At 54.5% G+C, this 25,319-nt stretch carries 24 protein-coding genes; 12 read left to right on the top strand and 12 right to left on the bottom strand.

Annotated features, from left to right (window positions below):
• Positions 1-245: 245 nt before the first annotated feature.
• The 4 genes from ribD (at position 246) to gatC (ending at position 3,536) form a co-directional block, all read left to right on the top strand.
• Positions 246-1,322 carry a bifunctional diaminohydroxyphosphoribosylaminopyrimidine deaminase/5-amino-6-(5-phosphoribosylamino)uracil reductase RibD gene (ribD, locus tag Q8902_11375; protein ID MDP4200157.1) on the top strand — a complete coding sequence of 359 codons (1,077 nt, stop codon included), beginning with the start codon at positions 246-248 and terminating at the stop codon, positions 1,320-1,322.
• A 66-nt stretch (positions 1,323-1,388) separates the two neighbouring features.
• Complete coding sequence (locus tag Q8902_11370) at positions 1,389-2,288, top strand: YicC/YloC family endoribonuclease (protein MDP4200156.1); 900 nt, start codon at positions 1,389-1,391, stop codon at positions 2,286-2,288.
• The gene (locus Q8902_11365) at positions 2,263-3,180 is read left to right on the top strand and encodes a DUF1460 domain-containing protein (GenBank protein ID MDP4200155.1); all 918 of its coding nucleotides are present in this window, start codon (positions 2,263-2,265) and stop codon (positions 3,178-3,180) included. Before Q8902_11370 ends, Q8902_11365 begins: the two co-directional genes overlap by 26 nt.
• Before the next feature lie 8 nt (positions 3,181-3,188).
• On the top strand, positions 3,189-3,536 hold the full coding sequence (gene gatC, locus Q8902_11360; protein MDP4200154.1) for an Asp-tRNA(Asn)/Glu-tRNA(Gln) amidotransferase subunit GatC: 348 nt from the start codon (positions 3,189-3,191) through the stop codon (positions 3,534-3,536).
• Here the strand turns inward: gatC and Q8902_11355 are convergent.
• The 4 genes from Q8902_11355 to Q8902_11340 all read right to left on the bottom strand — a co-directional run bounded on the left by Q8902_11355 (position 3,531) and on the right by Q8902_11340 (position 8,689).
• On the bottom strand, positions 3,531-4,826 hold the full coding sequence (locus Q8902_11355) for a glycosyltransferase N-terminal domain-containing protein (GenBank protein ID MDP4200153.1): 1,296 nt from the start codon (positions 4,824-4,826) through the stop codon (positions 3,531-3,533). The two genes, gatC and Q8902_11355, sit on opposite strands and share 6 nt — an antisense overlap.
• Before the next feature lie 85 nt (positions 4,827-4,911).
• Positions 4,912-5,805 carry a lipoyl synthase gene (gene lipA / locus Q8902_11350; protein MDP4200152.1) on the bottom strand — a complete coding sequence of 298 codons (894 nt, stop codon included), beginning with the start codon at positions 5,803-5,805 and terminating at the stop codon, positions 4,912-4,914.
• A gap of 72 nt (positions 5,806-5,877) precedes the next feature.
• Positions 5,878-6,552, bottom strand: a complete 675-nt coding sequence (locus Q8902_11345) for a hypothetical protein (protein ID MDP4200151.1) — start codon at positions 6,550-6,552, stop codon at positions 5,878-5,880.
• Positions 6,553-6,613: 61 nt separating this feature from the next.
• Positions 6,614-8,689: an OmpA family protein gene (locus Q8902_11340; GenBank protein ID MDP4200150.1), complete on the bottom strand. Its 2,076-nt coding sequence runs from the start codon at positions 8,687-8,689 to the stop codon at positions 6,614-6,616.
• A gap of 163 nt (positions 8,690-8,852) precedes the next feature.
• Between Q8902_11340 and Q8902_11335 the strand changes: the two genes are divergently transcribed.
• The 6 genes from Q8902_11335 to Q8902_11310 all read left to right on the top strand — a co-directional run bounded on the left by Q8902_11335 (position 8,853) and on the right by Q8902_11310 (position 14,423).
• Positions 8,853-9,317: a Rieske (2Fe-2S) protein gene (locus Q8902_11335; GenBank protein ID MDP4200149.1), complete on the top strand. Its 465-nt coding sequence runs from the start codon at positions 8,853-8,855 to the stop codon at positions 9,315-9,317.
• 271 nt (positions 9,318-9,588) lie between these two features.
• Positions 9,589-10,503, top strand: a complete 915-nt coding sequence (locus tag Q8902_11330; GenBank protein ID MDP4200148.1) for a hypothetical protein — start codon at positions 9,589-9,591, stop codon at positions 10,501-10,503.
• A gap of 157 nt (positions 10,504-10,660) precedes the next feature.
• Entirely contained in the window at positions 10,661-10,900 is a 240-nt protein-coding gene (locus Q8902_11325; GenBank protein ID MDP4200147.1) for a hypothetical protein, read from the top strand.
• A 119-nt stretch (positions 10,901-11,019) separates the two neighbouring features.
• Positions 11,020-12,396 carry a fibronectin type III domain-containing protein gene (locus Q8902_11320; GenBank protein ID MDP4200146.1) on the top strand — a complete coding sequence of 459 codons (1,377 nt, stop codon included), beginning with the start codon at positions 11,020-11,022 and terminating at the stop codon, positions 12,394-12,396.
• Positions 12,397-12,713: 317 nt separating this feature from the next.
• Positions 12,714-13,022, top strand: coding sequence for an HU family DNA-binding protein (locus Q8902_11315; GenBank protein MDP4200145.1), 309 nt, complete (start codon positions 12,714-12,716; stop codon positions 13,020-13,022).
• A gap of 129 nt (positions 13,023-13,151) precedes the next feature.
• Complete coding sequence (locus Q8902_11310; GenBank protein ID MDP4200144.1) at positions 13,152-14,423, top strand: hypothetical protein; 1,272 nt, start codon at positions 13,152-13,154, stop codon at positions 14,421-14,423.
• A 45-nt stretch (positions 14,424-14,468) separates the two neighbouring features.
• On the opposite strand, the gene Q8902_11305 is transcribed toward Q8902_11310, so the two are convergent.
• Positions 14,469-14,954 (bottom strand): histidine phosphatase family protein, encoded by a 486-nt coding sequence (locus Q8902_11305; GenBank protein ID MDP4200143.1) that lies wholly within the window; start codon positions 14,952-14,954, stop codon positions 14,469-14,471.
• A 34-nt stretch (positions 14,955-14,988) separates the two neighbouring features.
• On the opposite strand from Q8902_11305, the gene Q8902_11300 reads away from it, so the two are divergent.
• Positions 14,989-15,207 (top strand): hypothetical protein, encoded by a 219-nt coding sequence (locus tag Q8902_11300; protein MDP4200142.1) that lies wholly within the window; start codon positions 14,989-14,991, stop codon positions 15,205-15,207.
• Positions 15,208-15,246: 39 nt separating this feature from the next.
• Here the strand turns inward: Q8902_11300 and Q8902_11295 are convergent, their stop codons facing one another.
• The 4 genes from Q8902_11295 to Q8902_11280 all read right to left on the bottom strand — a co-directional run bounded on the left by Q8902_11295 (position 15,247) and on the right by Q8902_11280 (position 20,894).
• Positions 15,247-17,067, bottom strand: coding sequence for an ABC transporter substrate-binding protein (locus Q8902_11295; GenBank protein MDP4200141.1), 1,821 nt, complete (start codon positions 17,065-17,067; stop codon positions 15,247-15,249).
• Positions 17,068-17,157: 90 nt separating this feature from the next.
• Positions 17,158-18,972 carry a chloride channel protein gene (locus tag Q8902_11290; protein ID MDP4200140.1) on the bottom strand — a complete coding sequence of 605 codons (1,815 nt, stop codon included), beginning with the start codon at positions 18,970-18,972 and terminating at the stop codon, positions 17,158-17,160.
• A gap of 17 nt (positions 18,973-18,989) precedes the next feature.
• Positions 18,990-19,454, bottom strand: a complete 465-nt coding sequence (locus Q8902_11285; protein MDP4200139.1) for a MarR family transcriptional regulator — start codon at positions 19,452-19,454, stop codon at positions 18,990-18,992.
• Positions 19,455-19,535: 81 nt separating this feature from the next.
• Positions 19,536-20,894 carry an ABC transporter six-transmembrane domain-containing protein gene (locus Q8902_11280; GenBank protein ID MDP4200138.1) on the bottom strand — a complete coding sequence of 453 codons (1,359 nt, stop codon included), beginning with the start codon at positions 20,892-20,894 and terminating at the stop codon, positions 19,536-19,538.
• 46 nt (positions 20,895-20,940) lie between these two features.
• Here Q8902_11280 and Q8902_11275 point away from each other — a divergent pair, with 46 nt between their 5' ends.
• Complete coding sequence (locus Q8902_11275) at positions 20,941-21,633, top strand: SDR family oxidoreductase (protein ID MDP4200137.1); 693 nt, start codon at positions 20,941-20,943, stop codon at positions 21,631-21,633.
• 1 nt (position 21,634) lies between these two features.
• On the opposite strand, the gene priA is transcribed toward Q8902_11275, so the two are convergent.
• The 3 genes from priA to Q8902_11260 all read right to left on the bottom strand — a co-directional run bounded on the left by priA (position 21,635) and on the right by Q8902_11260 (position 25,319).
• Positions 21,635-24,229, bottom strand: coding sequence for a primosomal protein N' (gene priA, locus Q8902_11270; GenBank protein MDP4200136.1), 2,595 nt, complete (start codon positions 24,227-24,229; stop codon positions 21,635-21,637).
• Between the two features lie 65 nt (positions 24,230-24,294).
• Positions 24,295-24,486: a hypothetical protein gene (locus tag Q8902_11265; GenBank protein ID MDP4200135.1), complete on the bottom strand. Its 192-nt coding sequence runs from the start codon at positions 24,484-24,486 to the stop codon at positions 24,295-24,297.
• Positions 24,487-24,488: 2 nt separating this feature from the next.
• The gene (locus Q8902_11260; GenBank protein MDP4200134.1) at positions 24,489-25,319 is read right to left on the bottom strand and encodes a type III pantothenate kinase; all 831 of its coding nucleotides are present in this window, start codon (positions 25,317-25,319) and stop codon (positions 24,489-24,491) included.

The raw sequence follows: 25,319 nt of genomic DNA, 5'->3' as shown, positions 1-25,319 counted from the left end.
GGGCTCAGTAGTACGGACCATCTACAACGGTGCGTTGAACACCGGAAACAATGTTGTTTCTCTCGACGCTGGCGATCTGGCAAGTGGCACCTACTTCGTCGTCTTGACGAGTGGCGACATTCGTCTGACGCGAGAGATGATCCTGAGCAAATAGAATCATGTGAATTCATCAAACATGGAGCCCCTCGAAAGAGGGGCTTTGTGTTAGTAGCCAAATGATATTCAGCGATTTGGACGGTGACCGTATGCTACGCGCGCTCGAACTTGCGCGGCGCGGCGTCGGGCATGTCAGTCCGAATCCTCTGGTTGGCTGCGTCATTACGGATTCTGGCGGCCAGATCATCGGCGAGGGGGCGCATCTCGAATTTGGCGGACTGCATGCAGAGCCAAACGCCATTGCCGATGCTGAGGCTCATGGTCATTCGGTTGAGGGCGCTACGGTGTATGTCACGCTCGAGCCTCATTCATTCAAAGGCAAAACAACTCCATGTAGTCAACTGCTGATCTCAAAAAAGATCGCGCGCTGCGTTGTTGCTTTGGTAGATCCCTACCCGAAGGTGAACGGCGAAGGTATTCGGCAGCTTCGCGATGCCGGAATCCAGGTCGATGTTGGGCTGCTGCAAGCGGAAGCCGAAGAACTGAACCGCTTCTTCATAAAACAGGTAACGACCGGTCTGCCTTATGTCACGCTGAAGTTAGCGACGTCGTTGGATGGCCGTTCGGCACTTGCGACTGGTGAGTCAAAGTGGATCACAAGCGAAGCCTCGCGCCGCCGGGTCCATACGATGCGCGCTGAGTATGATGCTGTCTTGGTAGGGTCTCGCACGGCCCTCTTAGACGATCCCGCACTGACCGTCCGTATGGTCGAGGGCCGCCAGCCATGGCGTATTGTTCTGGATTCAAGGCTGGAGTTACCGCGGACATTGAAGGTATTTTGCGATGAGCACCGCAATCGCACGATTGTTGTGACCGATGCGTCCCGGGAAACCCGGGAATCAGAATTGCCGCACGGCATAGAGCACTTACCGATCTCCTCGAAGAATGATCGTTTGGATTTGGCCGCTCTCTTTCGTGTGCTGGGCGCGCGCGGAATTGCCAGCGTCCTTGTCGAAGCGGGGCCGACGCTGGCAGCATCCATCGTCCGTGAGAGGCTTTTCGACGAACTCATTATTTTCCAAGCGCCGATTGTTTTCGGCGGCGACGCCCGCGCGGCTATAGGACCCCTTGGACACGAGACATTGGCAGAAATACCACGGCTTCGGTTATATTACGTAAGGCCTGTAGAAGGCTCTCATGATATCGAAGTGTGCTTGCGGCCGTAATAACTTTGGCGGCCTGCTCGTTAGTCGTTGCTCGACACACCATCCATTCGTTACTATTTTTGTAGCATGCTAACATCCATGACGGGCTTTGGCCGAGGCGAAACGGTCCATAGTACCGAAGGCGGGGCGACGATTACCGTGACCGCTGAGATTCGCAGCGTGAACTCGCGCTTCATCGAAATATCGGTCCGCACGCCGCGTACGCTTTCGGAGCGCGAACTCGATCTCCGCGAAGCGGTTCGGAAGCGGCTGGAACGCGGCAAGATTTCGGTTAACGTATCGATTGAACGGCAAGGTACTGAGGCGCTGCCGCTGACGATCAACGAGCCGATGGCGCGAGCCTATTTCAACCTGCTCGATAAGCTGCGGACCGCGACCGGCCTCACGGCGGAAATCCAATTGCGCGACCTGACTAGCTTTGGGGATATTTTCCAGGGAGAGGATACCTCCGCGACCGCCGCAAAGGAAGAGTGGGGCCTGACACAACAGGCTCTGGAGAAAGCGATCCTCGATCTTACGACCATGCGCCAGCAGGAGGGCCGCGAATTGGAGCGCGATCTGCGCGAGCGTCTGAAGGTCATTACCGGGCATGTCGATGAGGTAGAGAAATTGGCGAAAACCACAGCCGCGGAGGAATACGCCAAGCTCAAAGAACGCGTGCTCGAGCTCACGCAAGACATCGAGGTACTGAACAACCAGCGGCTCGAACTCGAGATTGCGATGATTGCCGAGCGCCTGGATGTGACGGAGGAGATCGTCCGCTTTCGCTCGCATTTAAAATTTTTCCTCGAAGCCATGGAATCCCCCGAGGCCGCCGGACGTAAGCTTAACTTCATTCTGCAAGAGATGAACCGTGAGGTGAACACCATTGGCTCGAAGACCAATCAGGCCGATGTTGCCCATCATGTCGTGCTTGTCAAGCAGGAGCTGGAGAAAATTCGTGAGCAAGTACAGAACTTGGAATAGTCGAATTATCGTGCTTGCGCTGGGAGCGTTGATGATGGCAGGCAGCGTGAATGCGCAAGTTATATCGAAGGCCGACGAAGCGATCTTAAGGGCGAAGCTCCTGACCGCTCGTGAGCAGCATTTCGATACATTACCAATTGGCGAGCGCGTAGCGGCTGTCGGGAAGCTCTTTCTTGGGACTCCGTATGTGGCCGGAACGCTCGATACCATCCCGAATTCGGAGAAGCTGATCGTCAATTTGCATGGCTTCGACTGTGTGACGTTTTATGAGACATCGCTGGCGCTGGCTCGCTCACTCGATTTGCCTCCGAGCGATGGCTTCTTTCGTCAACTCACCCTCCTTCGGTATCGAAACGGCGGCCTCAATGGGTACGCATCGCGCTTGCATTATACAACCGATTACTTTTTTAACGGCGAGCAAAAGAATGTACTCTTCAATATCACGCGAAACATTGGTGGCGATTTGGTACACAAAGATACTCGCACGATCAATTTCATGACGCAGCACCGCTCTTTTTATAAACAGCTTGCGAGTGATTCGACTTTTGCAGAAATACAGTCAATCGAAGCGAGTATCCATTCGATTGGCGGATATTATTACATTCCCAAAGAGGATGTTGCCAAAATCGAAAGCAAGATTCGTTCGGGGGATATACTGGGTATAACGACGAATATTCCGGGATTGGATTGTTCGCACACCGGAATTGCCGTGCGTATGCCAGATGGCCGAATCCATTTTATGCATGCCTCCAGTTTGAAAGGCAAGGTTATTGTGAGTGATGAGCCGTTGGCGGAGTATCTGACTCACAGCAGCCATCAGACCGGCATCATTGTGGCGAGACCGCTTGAAGTGGCTGGCCGGATGAAATCAAAAAGTCATTTGCTCAAATAATTGCAGCCGTGGTAAAACCTGACGAAGTCAAAAAAGTCGCCGATCTTGCGAAGCTCGAATTCACCGAGCCCGAGCTTGCCGAACTCACAGGCGAGTTGAATCACATTCTGGGATATATCGATCAGCTCAAAGAGCTGGATGTGTCGAATGTCGAGCCGCTCGAGAATCTGAATGAAGAGGTCGAGCAAAACGCGTTGCGCCCGGATGTTATGTGGCCTTCGCTCACCGTGGGACAAGCGCTTTCGAATGCGCCCAAGGCGGCCGATGGATATTTCCTCGTACCGAAAGTCCTCGCGCAAGAAACCAAGGGGTATGTCGAGACCGATATGGTCGGGGACGAAGAAGAAGAGTTATGATCGTGTGATGCGAGGCGGTATTTCGTGACAGATAGCCTCCAAAATTCGCTTCGTCGCTCCTTGTCCCTCCTCAACAAATGCGCACGCCTTCGCGCCAGTTGAGATGCGTAGGTCATCATCGTTCACCATGCGCCAGAAGACAAACTCGAACTCGCGAGGGGTTGAAACCTCAAAGGCAGCAAGACGATCGATCATCATCTGCACCTCGCTTGACTTTTGGTGTTTTGGCCCAACAATCGTCGCAGCGCCCCACACCGCCGCTTCGAGTACATTATGCAGACCTGCGGAGAAGCCCCCGCCGATCATCGCAATATCCGCATATTGATAAAGACCGAATAACTTGCCGATGGAATCGACAATAATGATTGGCTCGCCGCTCCAACTCTCAATGGTCGAGAGCCGAATGGCTTTACTCCGGTAGGTTTCAAACAACGGTTGAATGTGCTCCGCGTCGGGCTCGTGTGGCGCGATGATCCAAAGGATATTATCTCCTCGATCGAGCGAACTCCGAATGGTTGCATGCACCACCGCCTCATCCGCTGGCCAAGCACTGCCAAGGATAAAAACGAGTGTCCCATTATCTTCGATACTTTCTCTCAGCTTCGCGGGCAATAGCGCGGGAACGCTCGCTTGCCTCCGGGCAATGACTTGATCGAAACGGGTGTCTCCCACGACAGCGAGCTTTTGTGAATCGACTCCAAGCGCCGAAAAGCGTGCTTGGTCCGCCTCGGTAATGACGAGGATCTTCGTGAGGGCATTATAGACTGCTTTGTGAAGCGACCGCACCAGTGGCATCATCCGACGCGATTCCTCCGCAGCCGTTGCCGCAAAGAGGATTGTTGGAATATTGCGAAGTGACAGCTCCATCGCCATGTTCGGCCAAACATCATAGCGGGCGAAGAGCGCGAGGTCCGGTTGCACCGCGTTCAAGAAAGTGGAGACTTCACTGCGAATGTCAAGTGGTGAGTAGCTGATATAATCCACCTCCATGTATTTCCCGATCACATTCTCATAGCCGCTTGGGGAGAAGAATGTAAGATGAATGTGCACATAGGGATACTGCTTTCGAATTGCCGCGATTACTGGCTTTGCTTGCTCGAGTTCACCGTAGGACGCAACGTGAATAATAATGCGTGAACCGTGAATTTGTGCTGCCGCATAATGCGACCTGACATGTTCGATCAGCCCGTTGCGTCCACTCAGGCCACGCCGGAGTTTTTGGCTGAATATTCCCGCGATGCGCGCAAGCGCAAGGAGTAGGGGGAGGAACAGATTGTAGAGCGCCAGCAAGTTGAATTACATATAACAAATGACGAATGACAAATGAACGCCCTCAATTGAGCACCACTTGTCATTCATCAATCGAAGTGTGTCATTAGACATGTCGCTCTGCGTGATACGAACTTCTAACGAGCGGGCCGGCTTCGACGATGTGGAAGCCCATCTCCATACCGCGGTCATGCAGCTCTAAGAACTCGCTGGGAGGTACATAGCGATTGACTGGCAGATGGGCTTTTGTCGGTTGAAGATACTGCCCAAGCGTGAGGATGTCCACTTTCACTTCGGCCAGATCGCGCATTACGTGGAGCAACTCTTCACGTTCTTCACCAAGTCCCAGCATAATGCCAGTCTTGGTGTTGAAACCAGCTTGCTTCGCGCGACGAAGGACGGCAAGCGTCCATTGATATTTCGCTTGCGGCCTTACCGTGCGATATAAGCTCGGGACCGTCTCGGTGTTATGATTCAGAATGTCCGGGCCAGCCTCCAGAATCCTGTCCAGGCATTCAGGCTTACCCTTGAAGTCCGGAATGAGTACTTCGATCGTCGTGCCTGGATTAAGCGTGCGTACCTGCCGGATCGTCTCGGCAAAGAGAATCGAGCCACCGTCCTTTAGCTCATCGCGATTGACACTCGTGATGACTGCGTGCTTGATCTTCATCGATCGAATGGCTTCAGCAACGTGCCGCGGTTCATCGGAATCGAGTGCACTGGGGCGCCCGGTCTTGATGGCGCAAAATCCGCAGGACCGCGTGCAAGTGTCGCCGAGGATCATGAAGGTCGCCGTGCCGGCATTCCAGCACTCGCCCATGTTCGGGCATCGTGCTTCCTCACAGACGGTGTGCAGGCTCTTCGAGCGCATGAGCCGTTTGAGGTGGTCGTGGGTTTCGCCGGAGGGCAGCTTAACTTTGAGCCAATCCGGGCGCGCCTGACGCGGCGGAGCCTCCGGGAGTGCGGTCGGGGTGTCGACGACGGGAAGATCGAGAAGCATACGACCCCAAACACGGAATTGCGGCCTTCCGTTTGAACCAGCCTTAGGTCTTCCGCCGAGGTCAGGATGTGCCTACTTTGTCAGGGTAATCGTGAGCCTGGGCGTTGAGGTCGGATCCTGCCAATTCGTCGAGTCGTAGGTGGTTTCCTTCCAAGAGCTGGAGCAGCCATTATGACTGAAAAGATTAAACGTCATGTTATTGAGATGGTCTTTGACCGTATTCCCTGAGAGCGCGAATACCATGCTGGTTGGTGAACTCGATACAAGAGGGATTGAGACTCCCGTAAGCGTACGCCGACTCGTGACGTAGGTGTTCCCGTAGTAATTCCACCCACTATCGATGATTGCGCTGAACGACTGGATCGTCTTGCCATCGGCCGAGGTAACGATCGCGAACGAATCGCTCACAGTCTGCAAGTAATTGGAGGAAAACGCGGCGTTAGGTGGGGTACTATCGTTTACGGTACCATCGTCAAGGAGAGCGTTGCCGTTCCACTGGGCCGTCTGATGCATGGCCATCTCCCATTGCTCGGACGTGTCATACGTGTCGTCATACCAGCCGGGCACATAGGGCGACGTGGTAAAGAAATTTGTGGCGGTCAGAGTGATCCTTGCATGAGTGAAGGACTGCATCCCGACGATGGAAGTCGAATCATTTCCTGGCCCGGTTGGAGCATGACGGCAACCAGAGACGACGAGGACGACCAATGCCCAATCAATAATAGCAGAAGTGACAACATGCTTCATAAGGCCTCCGTGTGACTGGAGAGGAACTGCCAAGAGTAAGGAAATATTCCGAATGGATCAGCTACTTCACAATTGTAAATTCCACTCTTCGGTTTTGCCGCCGGCCCTCATCAGTCGCATTCGTGGCGATGGGCTGTGTCTCGCCATAGCCTTTTGCTCGAAGTCGCCGGGCCGCGATTCCCTTTCGGATAAGATATGCTTCGACCGAAGTTGCACGCGCTTCAGAAAGTTGCTGGTTCGCAACAGGGGTACCGACGGTATCGGTATGACCGCCAATTGCAATTTCCATTTCCGGGCGGTCTTTCAACAATTGCACGAGCCGGTCTAACTCCGGATAGGATTCGGGCCGAAGTTCAGCCTTTCCCGTTTCGAAGAAAATGTTGTTGATCCGGACAATCTCGCCCTTCTGGATCGGTACCAGCGTGAGATCGCGCTCAAGTTCTTGATAATCGTGCGCTTCCCTGAGATCGAGATTTTCGCTAACGGCGATATAACCTGGCGCTATCGCCCGATATCCATAATTTTTCCCGGCGGGCAACGTGATCTTGTAAATGCCGGTCGAAGGATTCGTACTCGCGCCCCCGATCTCCTGGCCGGCGGAGAGGTCTTCGTATTTGATCGCGGCACTCACAGGCTTGCCCGTTTTGGCATCGAGCACTTTGCCACTAATGAGCACGACAGCCTGTGGCTTAAGCGCCTCCGGAAGTTTGACGCGAAAGATGTCGCCGGCACCATAGGAATTCTCGGTAGAAACAAAGTATGCGTACTCTCCGGATGCCGGCACGGTGTAGTATGCATCCCAGCCGGGAGTATTAAGTTGTGGGCCGAGATTTTGCGGCTCGGTCCAATGCTGCCAGGTATCATCCAACCGGCGGGTGATGAACATATCCATCCCGCCATAGCCAGCAAAGCCATCGGAGGCGAAATACAAGGTCTTGCCATCGGCAGCAATGAACGGTGTCGCTTCATCGGCCGGGGAGTTGACCATGGATCCGAGATTTTTCGGCGCCGACCATGTGCCATCGCCTTGCAGGAAACTGACGTAGAGATCCTTATGGCCGCGGGAATCGGCACGGTCCAGCGAAAGTACAATCGAGCGCCCATCGTTCGAAAGTGAGAATTCGACGAAGCGCGCATTGGTGTAGAAATCCCGGACGATCACTTCCTCCGGATACTCCCATCCCGTCTTCGTTCGATGCGTGAGCCACAATCCGAAATGCTCTGAGCCGGGACGTCCTCCTTTTGAGCGGAAGCTTCCACCAATCAGGAGCGTGTTTCCGTCCGGTGTGACGGAGGCAACGAAAGAGCCGAAGCCATTATTGAGCAGCGGACCGATATTTTGCAGGGGCTGCCAGTTGCCGCGCGCGTCGGCGGACGAAAACCAGATGTTATCGTTGTTGGTATCGTTGCTGCGGATCAAACCAGGACTGAGCCTGAAATTCTGCGGATGGTTCTTGCGGTCCACAAATAGCGTTTTACCATCGGGAGAAATCACCGGCAACACTTCGTCGAATGGCGAGTTGATGCCTGGCCCCAGGTTCTCACGGTTGCCAACGTGGATATCCGGCATAACATTGACTTCGGCTTCGATTTTGGTCCAGGAGTCCGCGATCCCAATGGCATCAATCTCGTTCGGACCAGCCACAAGGCCGGGCTGCAGGACGATCTTTACCGCCGCCACATTATAGGTGGTCCGATTGATGATCAAGTGGTGCACCCGTTCTGTCAGACCGGCGGATTCCGGAGTCGAGGGATAGCTCTCGCGCTCCCGGTCACGTTCATCATACAGGACAATCTTCGAAATCGCATCCGGATAGAAGTTCTCCGCGACCGCAACCTGCGTAATCTTCATGGGCCGCTCGAATCCGACCTTGATCCATTCCTCCTGATTCCCGACGTCGGCGTCATTGCCAGGCAACCAGGCGCATGGGCTATCACCAACGGCAGGACATTTATTCGGCTTGCCCAGCACCTGCTCGGCGCCGTAGCCTTTTTCACCAGGCTTATGGATTTCCGAAGAGACTCCGAGGACTTCGCTCGCCCACTGGACGGTGCCGGAACTCGTCTGTGCGCGCAGGAATGGCTCCGCGATCAGCAGCGCAGCCAGTGTGAGGAACAATCGAACGAATAACTTCACCGGGCCTCCTAACACGGCTGTTCGAAGAATAGGCACAGAATTTCTACGGTGGATAGAATTGTACAGGGACAGCGCACAAATGTGTCCTGAGGATGAAACGCTTCTCATGTTAAAGCGAGACGCGAATGGGTTTGGATAGTTAGGACTTCGAAATTACTTGATTATGAAACAACACGTCTTTTCTCTTGACACGGCGGTTGGCCGCCGCGAATTTCTCAAACGGACCGGCATGGTTTTGACCGGCATCACATTATCGGGCGCCCTTGCGGAGTTCCTTGCGAGTTGCTCCTCGCTTACGGGTCCGAGCGTCTCACACGGAACGACGACCATTAGCGTAGCCGATCTCACTTCAGATGGATCATTCAAGGAGGACACGACCGTCCAGCCAGATGGTACGCCAATTCTGGTGATTCGGCAGAATGCTACGACCTACACCGCGCTCTCGATGCTCTGTACCCACCAGGGCTGTCAGGTCAATCCACCAAGCGGCGGAATGATCTTCTGCGCGTGCCACGCGTCACGGTTCGACCTACACGGGAACGTGATGAGCGGCCCGGCACCCTCGGCGCTCACGAACTATGGAGTTGCTTATAATGCATCCGCCAAGAGCATTACCGTGACGTATTAAGCATAAGGAAGTCCGAATGGGACTAAGGGGGTGCGACCGATGGGTTGCAAAAGTCCCAATTTGTGCCTCATGGGCTCAGTTTTCCTGGGAACTCGCTCGAAAGCGTGCATTGCTTCAGGAAGGCCTGCACTTTGCATGAATCATTTTCGCCAGAAACTTGTCGCTTCTAGTGGAAAAATCCCGGCACGGAAATTATATATAGGTGAGGTACGCCATTTGGCGACCGCCCGTCATTACGAGATTTTTACCATAACACTCACTTTACGAAATCATGAATAAGAGCAAAACCAATCTTTACACGCTTGCGCTCATTGCCAGCGCGATCTTCGGCAGCTTCTATGTCGCCGGATGTACATCGACAACCAGCCCCGGAACGACCACCCCACCTGGAGCTCCCGGTGCTCTCATGGTGCTCGCCAAAAACAGCAATACGATCAGCCTCATGTGGACCCGCGGCTCCGGCGATGTCGATGCGGACACCGTTTACCAAGGGACCAGTCTCCTCGGCACGACGTCCGGATCTGCCATGGACGTGACCAGCCTGCAGGAGCAAACGGCTTATACGTTTATCGTTCACACGGCGGGTGGCAACACCAATTCCATCACTTGGATGACCGCCGAGCGGACAAACGGACTGAGAATCTACGAGGTGGCCGATCCAAGTTCGAGCGATCCGAGTGGGCTCTCCCTGGGACCACAAATGGCCATGACCCTTCCGCTTTCGCAGGGTGCTGCCGCGGATTTTGTACTCGAGTCATACGCGAACGACCCGACGCTTCCCTCCGGCATTTCGCTGGTGGCAAGTAACGTCCATAGCTCAGGCTGGCGCGATACGAAGGTCAGCGGCAAAGCCAATTACATTGTCGGCGGCCTTGCGAACAACTTCCGCTCCTCGGACTATAAGACCGAAATGGATACGGCTTCGCAAAATGCATTCGACCTTCCGAATGACGCGGTTTATGGGACGAAGGGCTCAGCCATTATTGTCGTCAAGACGCAGGACAATCATCTGGCGCTCGTTGAGATTGTGCCAGACCCAAGCACCGGCAAGCTTTACAGTGTCAATGGAGCTGGCTATAAATATGTGACAGTCAATGTTTCGTATCAGTTAGCGACCAACACAGGCTACGCCGCAAGGCCACGTCCGGCGCATAGCGGACCGATCGTGAGAATGTCAGCGCGATAAGCTGCGGCAAATCACGACTGTTTTTCGAAGCCCCTCTTCCAATGAAGAGGGGCTTTTCTATTCAAAAAAGCCCACGAGGCCCATGGTTCGCGGGAATTCGTCTGGCACGCCGAATGCAAGAACCATGACCATACACGAAAACTAATATTTTCCTATTATGGTAAACTTACGACTCATCCATGATTTTCTAAAAGATCCTTTGACGGACAAGCTGTTTCGCAAGTACGTCACTGACACCAAAGCACGGCGTGTGTTCGATACATCCGTTCGATTGGTGGAAATAGCTATTATTGCACTGCCATTGGCGGCAACTGCTGCCAAGAGCATTCGCGACATGGCCAAAGGCAGTACCGGCAAGCGCGCCACCTCGCGCATTCGGCGACTGGTCGCGGCCTGATACAATTACGAATGCAAAATGACGAATGACGAATGAATGGATGTTCATTCGTCATTCGTCGTTTGTAATTCGTCATTGGACCCGGAACATCCTCGTCCCATTTCCGTTTTCAAGTGACGATGTTCCTGTCAAACCAACCCTCTCGGAAGAGCCTCGTCACTCTTTCCTATCTCGTGCTCTCTTTTTCTTCTTTTCTTTTTTCGGGCTGTCTTTCGGACCCGATCACCGGACCCGAGGTGCGCCCACGGCTTGTGCTGCCGCCGCAACGCGTTATGTTTACGTCACCGGTCTCCAGTTTCGTCGCGCCGGCGACCGGCGATATGGTGATCCGATGGACGCGTTCGACAGCCGATACGCAATTGAATTTCAAGGGATACTATGTAAAGGTTTGGACATCCCAACCGGACACGGATCAATTAGGTACTCCATCCGAGTCGGATCTGCAGCTTGTTGATACGGCACACATAGCCAAAGTCGCCGGACGAATAGATACATCCGTCACTTTTCACACTCTTCCGCTTGGCCGGTATACCGCGGTCGTCTGGGGCGAGAAAGCAACGGATACGCTGGGGTATAGTTTGGATTCCGCGCGTCTGCACTTCGACTTCGATCCTCGGCCACTGATGAATCCAACCAACCTGAGAGCCACTTCAACGAGTCCGACGACGGTACAATTACGCTGGGACTTGCCGTCGACGAACAAGAATATAGGTATGTTCGGATATATCGTTTACTATCACGATCCGATTCAGACCAGAAATGATTCTGGCCATTATGCACAATTTGTTCCGGCTGGCGATTCGGCGAATACCGCGACGGTCACAATTCCGCCATTGCTAACCCCGCTGCGCGGTGCCAGCGAGCATCCATATCGTATGTGGGTCAAAGCCATTCGAAAGGATTCCGCTATGTTTTATGGCAGTGATACTAACGAGATCGTGTGGGCGGGAGCTGAGATCAATCCGCCGCAAGCGTTCAGCCTTAAACACGACTCAATAGGAAACCCAATTCCGGATTCAGGGTATCATGGTTTTCGGCACTCGATATTCATGGGGCGGCCTGCAAATTCACAAAATTGGGGAATTGCTGATGACTCCACGAATCAATATCCGCATCAGGTGGCGCTACAGATTAGCGGCAACACTCTTTCGCTTAATACCTTGAATGGTGCCGCATTCCTGAGCGACGGCGGTTTAGCGCGGATGGACACAGCGTTCGATCTCACTCATATTTATTATGCCGTCCCGTACAACGATCCATCTCAGTTCACGATCAATAGTGTGACATTGACAAATCAATCGTCAGGTACGGGAGTCGTACTCTATTTGATGTTCAAGGACGCAGATCCCGCATTCCCTGCAAATGAGTGGGCTCGGATTTTTATCCTTCGTCAGGCGGATGGAACATTCGTCAATCATTCTGGCGGCGTGGACATTCAAGTCAGCTTCCAGCCCGGCGTTACACAGGGTGGAACGTCTCATTTGCCCTATTATTAGCCGCATAAGTTCCCGCGAGTATGATGGTGCCCTTATAAATAAAGGGTTTTACAAACATCGCGTCCAAAAATGTATTAAGTTCGTAGTACGGAATTGCGACGATCCGCCCTGATGTGACGCGGATTTAGACGAGCGGCTGTGCTGGAGAGGAGCGTCGCAAACCCGGTAGTGACCGGTATACTGGTCTGCAGGAGGGCGGTGCGTCCCCTTGCTTCACGTGTGCCGGAGGATGTTCTGATTGACCATGGATGGGCGATCATTGTTATCAGATGACCGATCATTCGACTCAAACTTAACCTTTTAACTTCAAGAATTCTATGGCGAAAGCAGCAACTGCAAAACAGATGACGAAGTCGGCGATTGTCGATCACCTTGCAACCGAGAACGAGCTTACGAAGAAACAAGCGGCCGCGGTGATGGAATCGCTCGTAACCCTTGCGTACCGCGAGGCGAAACGTGGATTTACCGTGCCGGGCTTGGGCAAGCTGGTACTCTCCGATCGCAAAGCCCGCATGGGCCGCAACCCGCAGACGGGTGAAGCGATTAAGATTCCAGCGCGCAAAGTCGTGCGCTTCCGCGTCGGCAAGCAAGCCAAGGACGCGATTTTGACGAAGGGCAAGAAGTAACAATTTCTTTGTCGGTTTGGGAGGGCTCGCAGTCGGTCCCGCCAAGTTCTGCCGCCTGTTCGGATTACGCTGTAATCCGTCAGGCGGCGTCTTTTTGTGCTATGAAGAATCATCCATGAAGAATGATGAATGACGGCTTCCGAAACAATTCATGCCGATCCGGCCTATAATGAACGGATGATCGCCACCGTCAAAAACATTGCGTCGTTTCTGTCCCTCACATTAGTTGTGGTGGCCGTACTCGCTTATGCGCCACGCGGTCTCCAGGCTCAATGGGTGCTTCAGGCCGGCCTGATGGACCAGCAGATCCACCGGGGAATGCCGCTCATGTACAACATGGATTTCACCGGCGCGGAAAAGATTTTTGATTCGGTCATTGCGGAAGAGCCCGAACACCCGGCCGGATATTTTTATCGTGCTTCCTCAATGTTCTGGCGTGCAATCACGAATCCGGATAATACCACTTACGATGAAGGTTACAAAACCTGGCTGAACCGGTCCATCAATAAAGCCGATGCGATGCTCGAAAAAAATCCGAAGGATATCGCGGGCCTCTTCTACAAGGGCGCGGCGATCGGGATGCGTGCTCGTATCTATGAGTATCGGGTCAATGCGCTCGACGCGTTTGACATCATCCAACTCATTCTAGGCGATGCCAAACGAGGCGTGGATTACCTCAATCAACTCGAAGACATTATTCCAGATAATTCCGACGTGCTCTTTGGCCGTGGAGTATACAATTATTACGTCGAAGCCGAAAAGGAGCAAAACCCGTCCCTTTCCGGCGCGATCTCCGCAATGTTCCCGACTGGCAATAAGATAGCCGGTTTGCAGATGCTGGAGATGGCGGCCAAGAACGCGGTGTACGCAAAAGTCGAAGCCAAATTCGAATTGCTGCATATCTACTATGCGATTGAAAAAAAGTATCAACTTGCCTATGCGCTGGCGCGCGAATTGGCGACGACCTATCCAAACAACGTCCAGTTTTTGCACTATCTTGGTTTTTGCGCCATCACGGAAAACAATATTCCCCAGTATGACTCGGTCTATCGCGTGATGCTGGACCGCTCCCGCGAACGGCGCGATGCGTACACGATCCGGCAGGCGCGCGAAGCGATGTACTTTATCGGTCTGGCCCAGATGAAGAGGATGGGCGGCAACATGGATACTGCGCTCTATTATTTTTATAACAGCGATTTGCTCAGTCGTACGATCGAAAAAGATCCAAGTAAATACGATTGGTGGCTCACGGCAACGGAGCTTTCGATGGGTGAGGCCTACGACATGCGAGGCAACCGCAAGGATGCGATCCAAATGTATCGCCGCGTGCTCGAATTACCGGAATACAACACATCGCACTCCGAGGCGAACAAGTATCTGCTGACGCCATATAAGCGGTAAGGAATTTGTAGGCGTGCCTTTAGGGCACGGGCCCGCCGCAAGCTGTTATGCGAGCACCGGAGGCAGATACGCGCGTAGCACACCGCGCATTCTCGGGACGTCAAAGCGAGTGAGTTCAAAGAGAGCGACAGCGCTCTTCTGCATTTCGATTGCGGGCGACTCCGCTCCAGTGACGAGTACACTTGCCAGATGCGAGAATAACGGATCGTGGCCCACGAGCATGAGTACTCTGCACTCACCTCGCTTTGACGCGACGAGAGACATCGCGCGTTCGAGTTCGCTGCCCGATAGCAGCGCTTCGCTGATCTCGATACGAGCGTTGGGCGCGAACTCTTCGGCCAGTATGCGTGCTGTTTGGCGGGCGCGGATGATGGGACTCGCAATAATTATTTCGGGTGATTCAAATTGGGCCCTGGCAAGCAGCCGTGCCATACAAGTCGTAATGGTAATGCCTGTGGCGGAGAGCACGCGTGCTTCCTCCGTCGGCGCGCTTATTTCATAATCGCCGTGTCGAACGAGATAGAGCAACATGCTGCGTACTGAGTTAAGAGTTTAGAAAGTGGGAATGCGAACGCCTTACAACATCCGTCTTTTGACATTCCTTTTGCTGATTGGCCTGCTCGGCTGTGCTCCGAAAACGACGCCGGTGCACCTGGCCGATTCCACTGCTACAACAAACGCCGTGCGAGAGATACAAGGCAAACAGATGCGCACGTTCCGCGGTCCGGCAGACATCCTGGGTGACACCACAAAGAACCGGCGTAACCGGCCACTCAAACCATAGCCGTGCCCTCGGTCAGGGCACGGCTACAATTACACTATGTTACTGCGGGTCTCTTCGTTCGGCTGGGTTCAAGCTATAGACCGCAGCATGTGGTAGACGTTTGACGCCAGACCCTCGCACGATCCATGATGCTGGGTTAACCGGCGGGCGTCCCGGGATGAACTCGAAGTTATCGAAGCGATCGAGCCAGGCAATTCGATCCGGTGATGAATACATGAACGTGACCGGTTGATCGTCCGTCATGATATGCTGCAACTGATGGCTCATATCGATGCGCTTCGCACGGTCAGGCTCAATTTTGATAGCCTCCATCAATTTGTCCGCTGCCGGATCATTATACGAGACGAAGTTCGAACCGCCGCGTTTCGCTTCGGATGACTCCCAAAGCTGACTAATCTCATCCTCTATCCCATCTTTGCCGCTGAGATTCCCAACCCAACCGCCGAGATAAGCGTCGAATTTGTGAGCGCGCAGATTATTCAGGTGGACCGTGGGCTCAAGCTGCGTCACATCCACGATGATACCCGCCGATTTCAAATCGTTGCCGATCACTAGAGCAATCTGTTTGGAGACATCGTTGCCTGACGGGATTTCAATGGAGAATCTGAAATCAGTCTTTTGCCCATTAATTACTTTGTCGAGAATGCCGTCGCCATTATGGTCCGCCCACCCGGCATCTGCGAGAAGTTTCTTTGCCGCATCGGGATTAAAGGATGGTTGCTTTGCCGTGGGGTCGTAATTGGGCTGCGTCGGGGCGACCGGGCCTTCGACCTTCTTGGTCATGTCGTGCAGGATTGAATGAATGATCTTGTCCCGGTCGATGAGCATCGTGAGCGCTTTGCGAACATTCTTATCCGCAAACATTGGCCTGGCATTGTTCCAGCCGACAAAAGAATAGAGATTCTCATAGACTGTATCTTTCTTGATCCATTTGAGCTGGGCCGAATCGAAGCCAGTAAGATACTGTGGTGCCGTTAGGTTAAGAATAAAGTCGATGTCCTGATGCTTGAGTGCAATGAGCGCAGCGTTTTGGTCCTTGATCGTTTTGAAAATGATCTGATCGGGATAAGCATCGCTCCAGGGCCGGTCCTTCGCCCAGTAGTTCGTGTCGCGATGTAAGATCACACGATCGTTCGTAATCCATTTTTCATATTTGTAAGGACCGCTTCCGATCATGTGATTGGTATCGCGGTTGTTGCCGGCGTCTTGAAATGCATCAGCAAGTTGCTTGATGGCCGGGTTCGTGGGTGTTTCTGCTTTGACATCATTCCAACTGAACTTATCGGTCAAGTTCGTCGGATCCCAAATGTGCTTCGGCAGGATTGATTCATAAATAATAATTTTCAGAAGGTCGTATCGATACTTGTTGAAGTGGAACACAACTTGATTTGGCTGTCCTGCCGGAATCCAGCAGCTATCCATAGCGGAATAGTAACTGCGAAGGGGAGCTGCATTTATCACGAAAGGATTCGCCACGATTTTGTATGAGAAGATGACGTCTTCCGCGGTGACCGGCTTCCCGTCGGACCAATGGGCCGCCGGGTCCATTGTGAACGTATACGTAAGATGGTCCGGACTCTCCACCGGGACCGAGGCAAGGCTGGGAATCCATGCCTGCGTCCGAGGATTCTGGCCGATGAGGCGCTCGAACATCTGGCCTTCCACGTAATTAGACGATTCATCGGCCGTGATGACAGGGTTCAGACCTTCGATATCGCCCGGTATATACCAGACGACGGCATTCTTGGTTGACAGCCCACTGGCGGGGCCGGTGCCGCTGCCCTTGCAGCCAGCCATGGAAATGGCCATCGCGGAGATAGCCAGGAATGAGTAAAGATACAGGTTCTTGGTGTATTTCATAGGGTGGATAAAATGAATCCCTACAAAAATACGAGAAACGGGAGGCCTCTGGCTCGAATTCAGAATGTGGCAGTCACCCGATGCGGAAAATCACCGTTTGAAGCCGCGCCAGAGCGATGACACGAGGATGGTCTGGTTTGCCTCGTGTTCTTCCTCCAACCGTGATTCATGGGCATGCAGCAAGTCGCTGCGAGTGAGAATCCCCACAACTTGCAGCGGGTCCTCACGGAGGACGACAGGAAGCCGGCCAATCCTCTCGGTGACCATCAAGTCCGCCGCTTCCCGAAGCGTATTATCCTCGAATACCACGGCAGGTGGACGGTTGATCAGCGTGTTGATGGACTCACCTTCCGGCAGTTCTGTCGAGAAGATTTCCTTCCGGGTCACGACTCCGGCCAGTTCGCCATGTTCGTCCAGGACGGGGAATCCACCATGTTCGGAGCCGAGCGCGTATGTACGGCACCAGGCCCGAATCTCGGCAATGGTCTGACTTGCGGAGACGGTCGCGACGGTCCGCGAAAGCCGGTCGCGGACCAACGTGCGCGCCAGATGGTCGGGACCATAATCGGACGGGACTCGTAACCCGCGCCGCGCGATCTTCTCGGTCATGATCGTATGCTTCATCATCGTTGTCGAGATGAGATACGCGGCGGAGCATCCGCCCAGGAGTGGCAGGAGGCCGGATGATTGCAGAGTCGTCTCGAATGCAAAGACGACCGACGCCAGCAATGCTCGCGATGCGCCAGCGAACATTGCCGCCATGCCGATGAGACCCGCCATCCGCAAATCGATCTGAATGCCGGGAAAGACGATGTGAATACCGGCTGCCATTGCAGAGCCAAGTGCGCCACCAATGGTAAATAGCGGTGCAAGCGTGCCGCCAGAGGTACCGCTGCCAAGCGCAATCGACCAACTCAGGAATTTGAACGCGCAAAGCAAGAGCAGCGTCTCTGTCGTGAATGTGCCGCTTAGGAAGCCGGAAATGTTGTCATATCCGACGCCCAGCGTGCGCGGCACAAAGTAGCCGATCACTCCAACGGCCACGCCACCAATGGCTGGCCACCACATCCAGTGGACGGGCAGTTTTTCGAACCCATCCTCGATCCAGTAGACCGCTCGCGTGATCCAGACGGACGCAAGGCCCGTCGCCGCACCGATGAGTACATACGTGACGATCGCACCTTCCGTTGGGGTTGGGAGGATCGGCATGCTGAAGCTCGGCTTGAGTCCCTCAAAGAACACGCGTACAGCAGTTGCGGCAACGCTGGCAATCGCTACGGGAATAAACGAGCGGCTCCGGAATTCGAACAGCAACAATTCAATCGCCAGTAGTACCGCCGAGACCGGCGCACCGAAGATTGCGGACATACCCGCTGCCGCGCCCGCGGCGAGCAGTACCTTGCGCTCGTCAGCCGTCGTGCGGAGCAACTGACCCATCAGCGATCCCATTGCGCCGCCGGTAGAGATGATTGGACCTTCCGCGCCGAACGGTCCACCGGTGCCGATCGAGATAGCAGCCGAAAGCGGCTTGAGAATCGTGATGCGGGGAGGAATGCGACTCTGGTTCAGCAGCACTTGCTCCATGGCTTCCGGTATACCATGACCGCGAATCGCCTTCGATCCATAGCGCGCCATGATGCCCACGATGATGCCACCGACAACCGGGACGACCAGGACCCAGAGCCCAATATGATTTTCCGATGGCGACGAAAAGTGAGTCGAAGCCCGCCCGAAGAACGAGAGATTGGTGACGAATCCGATCATCGCCGTCACGATTTGCGAAACGACACCGGCCGAGAGACCGATCACCAGGGCGAGACCTGTGATCGGCAAGAGCCGTTTGTCTTGGACTGACTCGCCAATCGGCGTTTTGAATTTCGAGAATCTATCTTGATTACCTTTCATGCGTTGAGTTTGTCGGCTCACTGCCGAGTTTCGAGAAAGAGGGCGGGCTGGACATCCGCAAGTCCCGCACCAGCCAGGACTTTGCTCAGCAAGCTATGCAAGCGAGTCTGTTCGGACTCGGTCAATTCGCCAATGGCGGCGACCAAGCGGTCTTGCACGGTTTCTGGCGTTCGCCGCAAAACCTCGCGTCCGCGAGTTGTGATGGAAAGCATTTGCACCCGTGCATCCTTTTCTGAACGTTCTCGGGCGACAAGTCCCTTCTCGACCAATTTCGAGACGACGACCGATACGGTACTTTGATGGGTATGCGTTCGGGCGGCAAGTTCGCTGACAGTCAGGGAGCGCGCTTCTCGAAGTTTTTCGAGCACAAAGAGCTGCGCGCCCGTGATCCCGTGCTTTTCTTCGGAACTTCGCGATCCAGCCTGGAGCGCATGCACCATGACTCGAAAGCCATTCAGAATGTCAGTAACCGGATGATTCATGTTGGATGGATGCCAATTATATTGATACCAATGCAATACGAGTGGACCCAGGCGAATGTTCCATGATACCGCGCAAGTTTCTTAGGCTGCTTCTACGGGGACCGTGTCGGTAATCCGGCGGGAAGCATCTTTCAGCTCAACCCACTTCTCGGAGAGATAGGGGATATATTCCGTGGCAGTGACGAAACTCCAAACATAGGCGACGATTGAGTAGAGGGCGCCAATCGTGAATCGGTCGAGATCGATCGAGATATAGAGCGTCGTCAGAAACATGAAAAGCAAGAAGACACGGATGACGCTATAGCTGAAAGTCGAGCGAGTGGAGTACTTGATTTCCAGCTCCGAAATGTCGGAGTAGTACTGCCGAATCTTGCCCGGTTCACGGGTCGAGAAAATATTATATTCTTCCTCGTACCAATCGTGCAGCTTGCTTTGGATCCGCTGTAGCGCTCGCATATAATACCGGCTACCGATGAGTACCAATACGATGAGGATGCTCCCGACGAGCGTGAGCCGCCAGTCGAAGAGACCGAGCGCGATCACAGCACCGCCGACAGCGATGAGTTGCTCCAAAAACTCCGGTACGTTGTACTGGAAGAACTCGATATTGTGCCAGGCCATCGAACTTCGGGCGGCGACTTTCGAAAGGTCCTCACCCTGCGCAAGCTGCCGGGCGACAACATCGCTCGAGAGATTCGCGAACATGCGCGTGTAAATTCTTGTGTCATACAACCGCCGGAACGCGCCGAGGCTGGAATTGACGAGGAAGAGCACGATCCACGGAATCAGCGGTGGAATAAACGGCCCGACTTCACGCGTGACATAGAATGACAGTGGCCGGTCATTCGTCGGCGGCTGAGTTCCAGCCGGCTTGCCTGGACCGGGAGACTTACTGGCCTTGAATTCGCGCCGCAAGGAATCGCGCGCGGCTTCGCGCGGCATTTTCAGTAGCGAGTGCCGGCGCCGGCTGCGGATCGAGTCCCGCTTTGCGAGCACGCGCTTCATGCTATCAATGGTCGCACGCTCGGGAGTGCCCACCGGGGGAAGCTGCACTTCTACTGTATCGGCTCGCGCTTTCTTGTGGGCAATGAAGCGGTATGAAGCATAGGCCAAATCGGCGGGATCCGTCCGATAGGCGGCGTAGTGGAAGAGGGCATGTTCTTGGAGACCGGAGATAGCCGCAGAATCCCGCTGACGGATGGAGTCGAGGATTCTGAGCGAATCGAGTACATGCTGCCGGACGGAATCTGCAACTTGCCGTAGCTGCAGGCCCGTCATGCTGGAATCTACTTCCTCCTCAACGCGGTGTGCCTCGCGTAACCCATCGATCGCTTTGCCAAAGACGTACGGCTCGGCAATATACGCGACGTTCTCGAAGACAACGAGAAGAAACGCGAAGCCGATTTGGAGCCGATATTCTTTGTAGAGGCGGCGAATCATGATTTATGCAACGGACGAAAACGACAGTGGCAAGGTTTAAGTGGCAATGGAATCGGTCGTCATTATTACCGGTGGAACCCACGGCTTGGGCCGAGCCTCTGTTCGCAAATGGCTCGCAGAAGGCTGGTCTGTCGCTACATGCGCTCGCGATGAGGCCGATTTGGCCATGCTCGAAGCCGAGCTACCGAGTACCAATCTGCTGACGCAGGCCCTCGATGTCTCGGATGCCAATGCCGTCCGTGGCTTTATTGAACGCGTGTTGGGACGGTGGTCGAGAGTAGATGTATTAGTTAACAATGCCAGCATTCTTGGGCCAAAGGAGGAGATTAAGGCCTATCCAGACGAGACGTGGCGGGAAGTCGTTGACATCAATTTGAACGGGGCATTTTACTTTGCAAAGGCTGTACTGCGTCCGATGCTGGAGACAAGGAGCGGAGTAATCGTTAATGTTTCGAGCGGTGCCGGAGTCAAGGGCAAAGCAACGTGGGGCGCGTATGCAGCGAGCAAATTCGCGCTCGAAGGTTTTACGCAAGTACTGCGCGAGGAAGTGCGAGACAGAGGCATCCGTGTTCATGCGTTCGATCCCGGCGCGATGCAAACGGACATGCGACGTGCTGCTTATCCGGACGAAGACATCACACAGCACCCGACACCCGAAGCAATTTCCCGCATCTTGTTCGACATCGCCGCTGTCTATGAACCGCAGTTGGGGCGGCTGACGGCGGGGGAATATCTTTGACTTATGCCACCCCCTGCACATCGACATCAACGATGACCTTCACATCGCGCGAGGCGAATCGCTTTTGATATTGTTCGAGCGCGCCCATGATGAGCCGACGAATGCGCTCGCCGTTGGCATCGTGTGATTTGAAATTCTTGATGATGAGGTGCCAGCGGTACTCGCCTCGGAGTTTGGTGATCGCCGGTGGTGCCGGACCAATTCGTTCGTAATATGCCGCGCGCTCAGGCAAAAGCGTTGCGAATTTCTCGGCGCGGTCGCGGACTTCTGCTTCTTTCTCACCGCGAAATTCGATGAGGATGAGCCGACTCAGCGGCGGATAGCGCAGACTCGTGCGGTCGGCGAGCTCGAGATTATAAAACGCTTCATAATCATGTGCGACCGAAAGGGCAATGGCCGGATGCGCGGGCTGCAAAGTTTGTATTAGGACTTCACCTGCCAACTCCATGCTGCGCCCAGCGCGGCCGGAAACTTGTGTGAGCAACTGGAACGTGCGTTCGGCCGAACGAAAATCCGGAATGCAAAGGCTGGTATCGGCGCTCACAACACCGACGAGTGTGACACGCGGAAAGTCGAGTCCCTTCGCGACCATCTGGGTGCCGAGCAGAATGTCGGCCTCGCCATTTGCGAATGCTGTAAGGATCTTACGATATGCGCCTTTGCGCGCGGTCGTGTCCAAGTCCATTCGCAGCAGCCGTGCTTCTGGAAATGCCTTGCGAATATCATCTTCCACTCGCTCGGTGCCCATGCCGCCAAGTCGCATGGATTCTTTGCCGCATGTTGAACATGTTGCTCGCTTTTGGGCGGTGTGTCCGCAATAATGGCAGCGCATCTGGTCGCGGGCGCGGTGATATGTCAGCGTGACCGCACAGTTTGGACACATTTCCGGCTCGCCGCAGGCAATGCACTCGAGGTAGGTCGAGAATCCCCGACGGTTTTGCAGCAGGACGATGCCTTCTTTACGCTCGAGACGTATTTTAATCGCCTCGCGCAATTCAGGGGTTACCGATGAGCGTGCTTTTGCGAAATCGCGGCGATTCTCAGCGGTACGCAAGTCGACGACACGCACCGAAGGGAGTGCCGCCTGTTTGGCCCGCTCACGAAGGTGTAGCAATTCGTATTTGCCCTGTCGTGCATTATAGTACGATTCGATCGCCGGTGTTGCGCTGCCAAGGACCGTGACGGCGTTCAATCGTGCAGCGCGCATCACGGCGATGTCGCGGGCGTGATAGCGCGGGGTCTTGTCGTATTGCTTGTAGGTCGCTTCGTGCTCTTCATCGACGATCATGAGTCGAAGGTTACGGATGGGCGCGAACACAGCGCTGCGAGCACCGATGGCAAGCTTGATTCGTCCCGACGCAAGGGAGCGCCAGGCTGCAAAGCGGTCGGTGGTTGACATCCGCGAGTGGAGCACGGCGATTTCATCGCTATCCCCAAGCGAGAGTCTTCTGCGAAAACGATCGATCAGCTGCGGCGTCAGCGCGATTTCTGGCACGAGGATCAACACACCGCCATCGACATCAAGCACCTGGCGAGCAAGCGCAATATAGACTTCGGTTTTGCCCGAACCCGTTACGCCATGCAATAGAAAGGTCCTCGCTTTGGCCTCCTCGAGTGCGATGCGGATTTGTCCGACAGCCTCCGATTGTTCGAGCGTCAGCCGAAGCTTCGAAATGTCGTCCGTGGACTCGGTGGACCTAGCGGACGAAGTAGATCCAAGAATCTCGCGCGATCCTGCTAAGACGATTCCCTTCTCGACGAGCGCATCGAATGTAGCCTTACTACTATTCACTCGCTTAAGGAGTCGTTTGACGGGCACAGGAGATTCACGACGTGTTTCATCGATCAATGCCATTAACAGGCTGGCTTGCTTCGGCGCTTGTCGTTCGATTGTCGTGAGCTGTAAGGACAACTCAGCGGAGCCGACTTCAATTGCAAGCGAGGCCACAGCCTCTTTGCGAACGGATGCGCGCGACGTGAGCGGACGTTCGATGCGAATGAGGCCATCACGTTCGAGTGCATTCAAGGAGGCATAAAGACTGTGTCTCTGCAATTGCTGCTGTAGTCGCTGAACAGAAATGCCATCTGCGTGGCCGGCAATTACCTCGAATATCTCCTTGCGGCGAGGCGCTCGGTCAAGTTGGAAAGCGTAATCTGCGTTGTAAATCGCCACCGCTCGGCTTCGCGATTCCGGCTTGAGTCCCTCGGGAAGAGCGGCGGCAAGCACTTCACCCCATGACGTCAGGTAATATGCTGCAACCCACTTGGTCCATGCGAGAAATTCTGAGTCGAACACCGGTTCGGAGTCCAGCACATCGATGATTGGACGAAGTCTCGACGAAATATCGGGTGCTTCCGTAGCGACTGCGACAATGACGCCGGTCTTCTCGCGCTTACCAAGTGGAGCGAGCGCGCGCGAGCCCGGATGAGCTAGTTCGGAGAGTTCAGGTGGAATTGCGTACCAGAGTCCATCCGAGCCACCCGAATAGAATTTGAACGGAAGCGAAAGCGCGACGCATGCATATCGCGCGGAAATACGTGGAATGGTGCTTGAAGGTTGAGGTATGAAAGACGAGGGATGAAGGGATTCAGTCATATCTAAGTGATCGGCTACTGACGAGGGCAATGCCGAATGAAGTGAAACCTTCTCTGGCCTTGCCCTCAGCCTTGTTCCTTCGGTGCGGCGGCGTCGCGCTTGGCGACATGTTCCACAATGAGTTGCTTCATCTTCTCTTCGACCTGTTGGTGTGCGGTGCCGCGCACGATCAGTTCGAGTTGTGGGCAAAATGCAGAGTAGCCGGTTTCGCCTTGGCGCCGGACCAGAATTTCGAATTCTTCGTTACCGATTCTCATGTCTAAAGTTTAATTGTGTTGGTGGTGTCGACCAATTCTTCGGATTCGGATGCCTGCTCAGCCGAAAGTTCGGCAGCGATTCTGATGCCTTCCAGCACGAGTGCCGGGTCCACATGCGTGAATGCCTGCGTGCGACCTTCAATGAGTTTGGACAATCCACCTGTTGCGATCACAATCGGGCGTTCCTCGGGGAACGCCGCCTGACGCAACCGCTCGATCATACCTTCGATTGCAGCGACGCCACCAAATAGCACGCCGGACTGCATACTTTCGACAGTCGTTTGGCCGATCACGTTATCCGGAAAGGAGAGTGCAATCGATGGCAGTTGCGAGGCGCGCTGAGCAAGTGCTTCGGCGCTAAGTTCGAGGCCCGGAGCAATTGCGCCGCCCAGGAACACGCCATCGCTTGTTATGCAGTCATAGGTCGTGGCGGTGCCAAGATCGATCACGATGCAGGGCCGGTGTTCGCGTTCGCCGAAGAGCCGAAAGGCTGCCAGTGCTCCCAGGAGCCGGTCCGTCCCAAGTTCTTCGGGATGCGGATATCGGATTTGGAGTGGCAAGTTCGAGCTCGAAATTACAAGTACGGTCGCGTCGGGATAAATCTCATGCAGAACGACAATCAACTCATCGGATGCCCACGGCACGACACTCGCGATGCCGATCGTAACGGGTTTCCCGAGCGGAGCGAGTGGAGCATCGAGCGTTTCGTGCGTCAGCGCACGATGCGTCAGCGTGCGTGTCGGAATATCGAACCGATGACGCAACGTACCCTGCTCGTCGAAGAAGCCAAGCGTCGTCGACGTATTCCCAATATCGACAGCAAGTAGTGACAT

Source organism: Bacteroidota bacterium (genome assembly GCA_030706745.1).
Taxonomy (GTDB): domain Bacteria; phylum Bacteroidota; class Ignavibacteria; order Palsa-1295; family Palsa-1295; genus PALSA-1295.
This window is presented reverse-complemented; position numbering and strand designations above follow the sequence as displayed.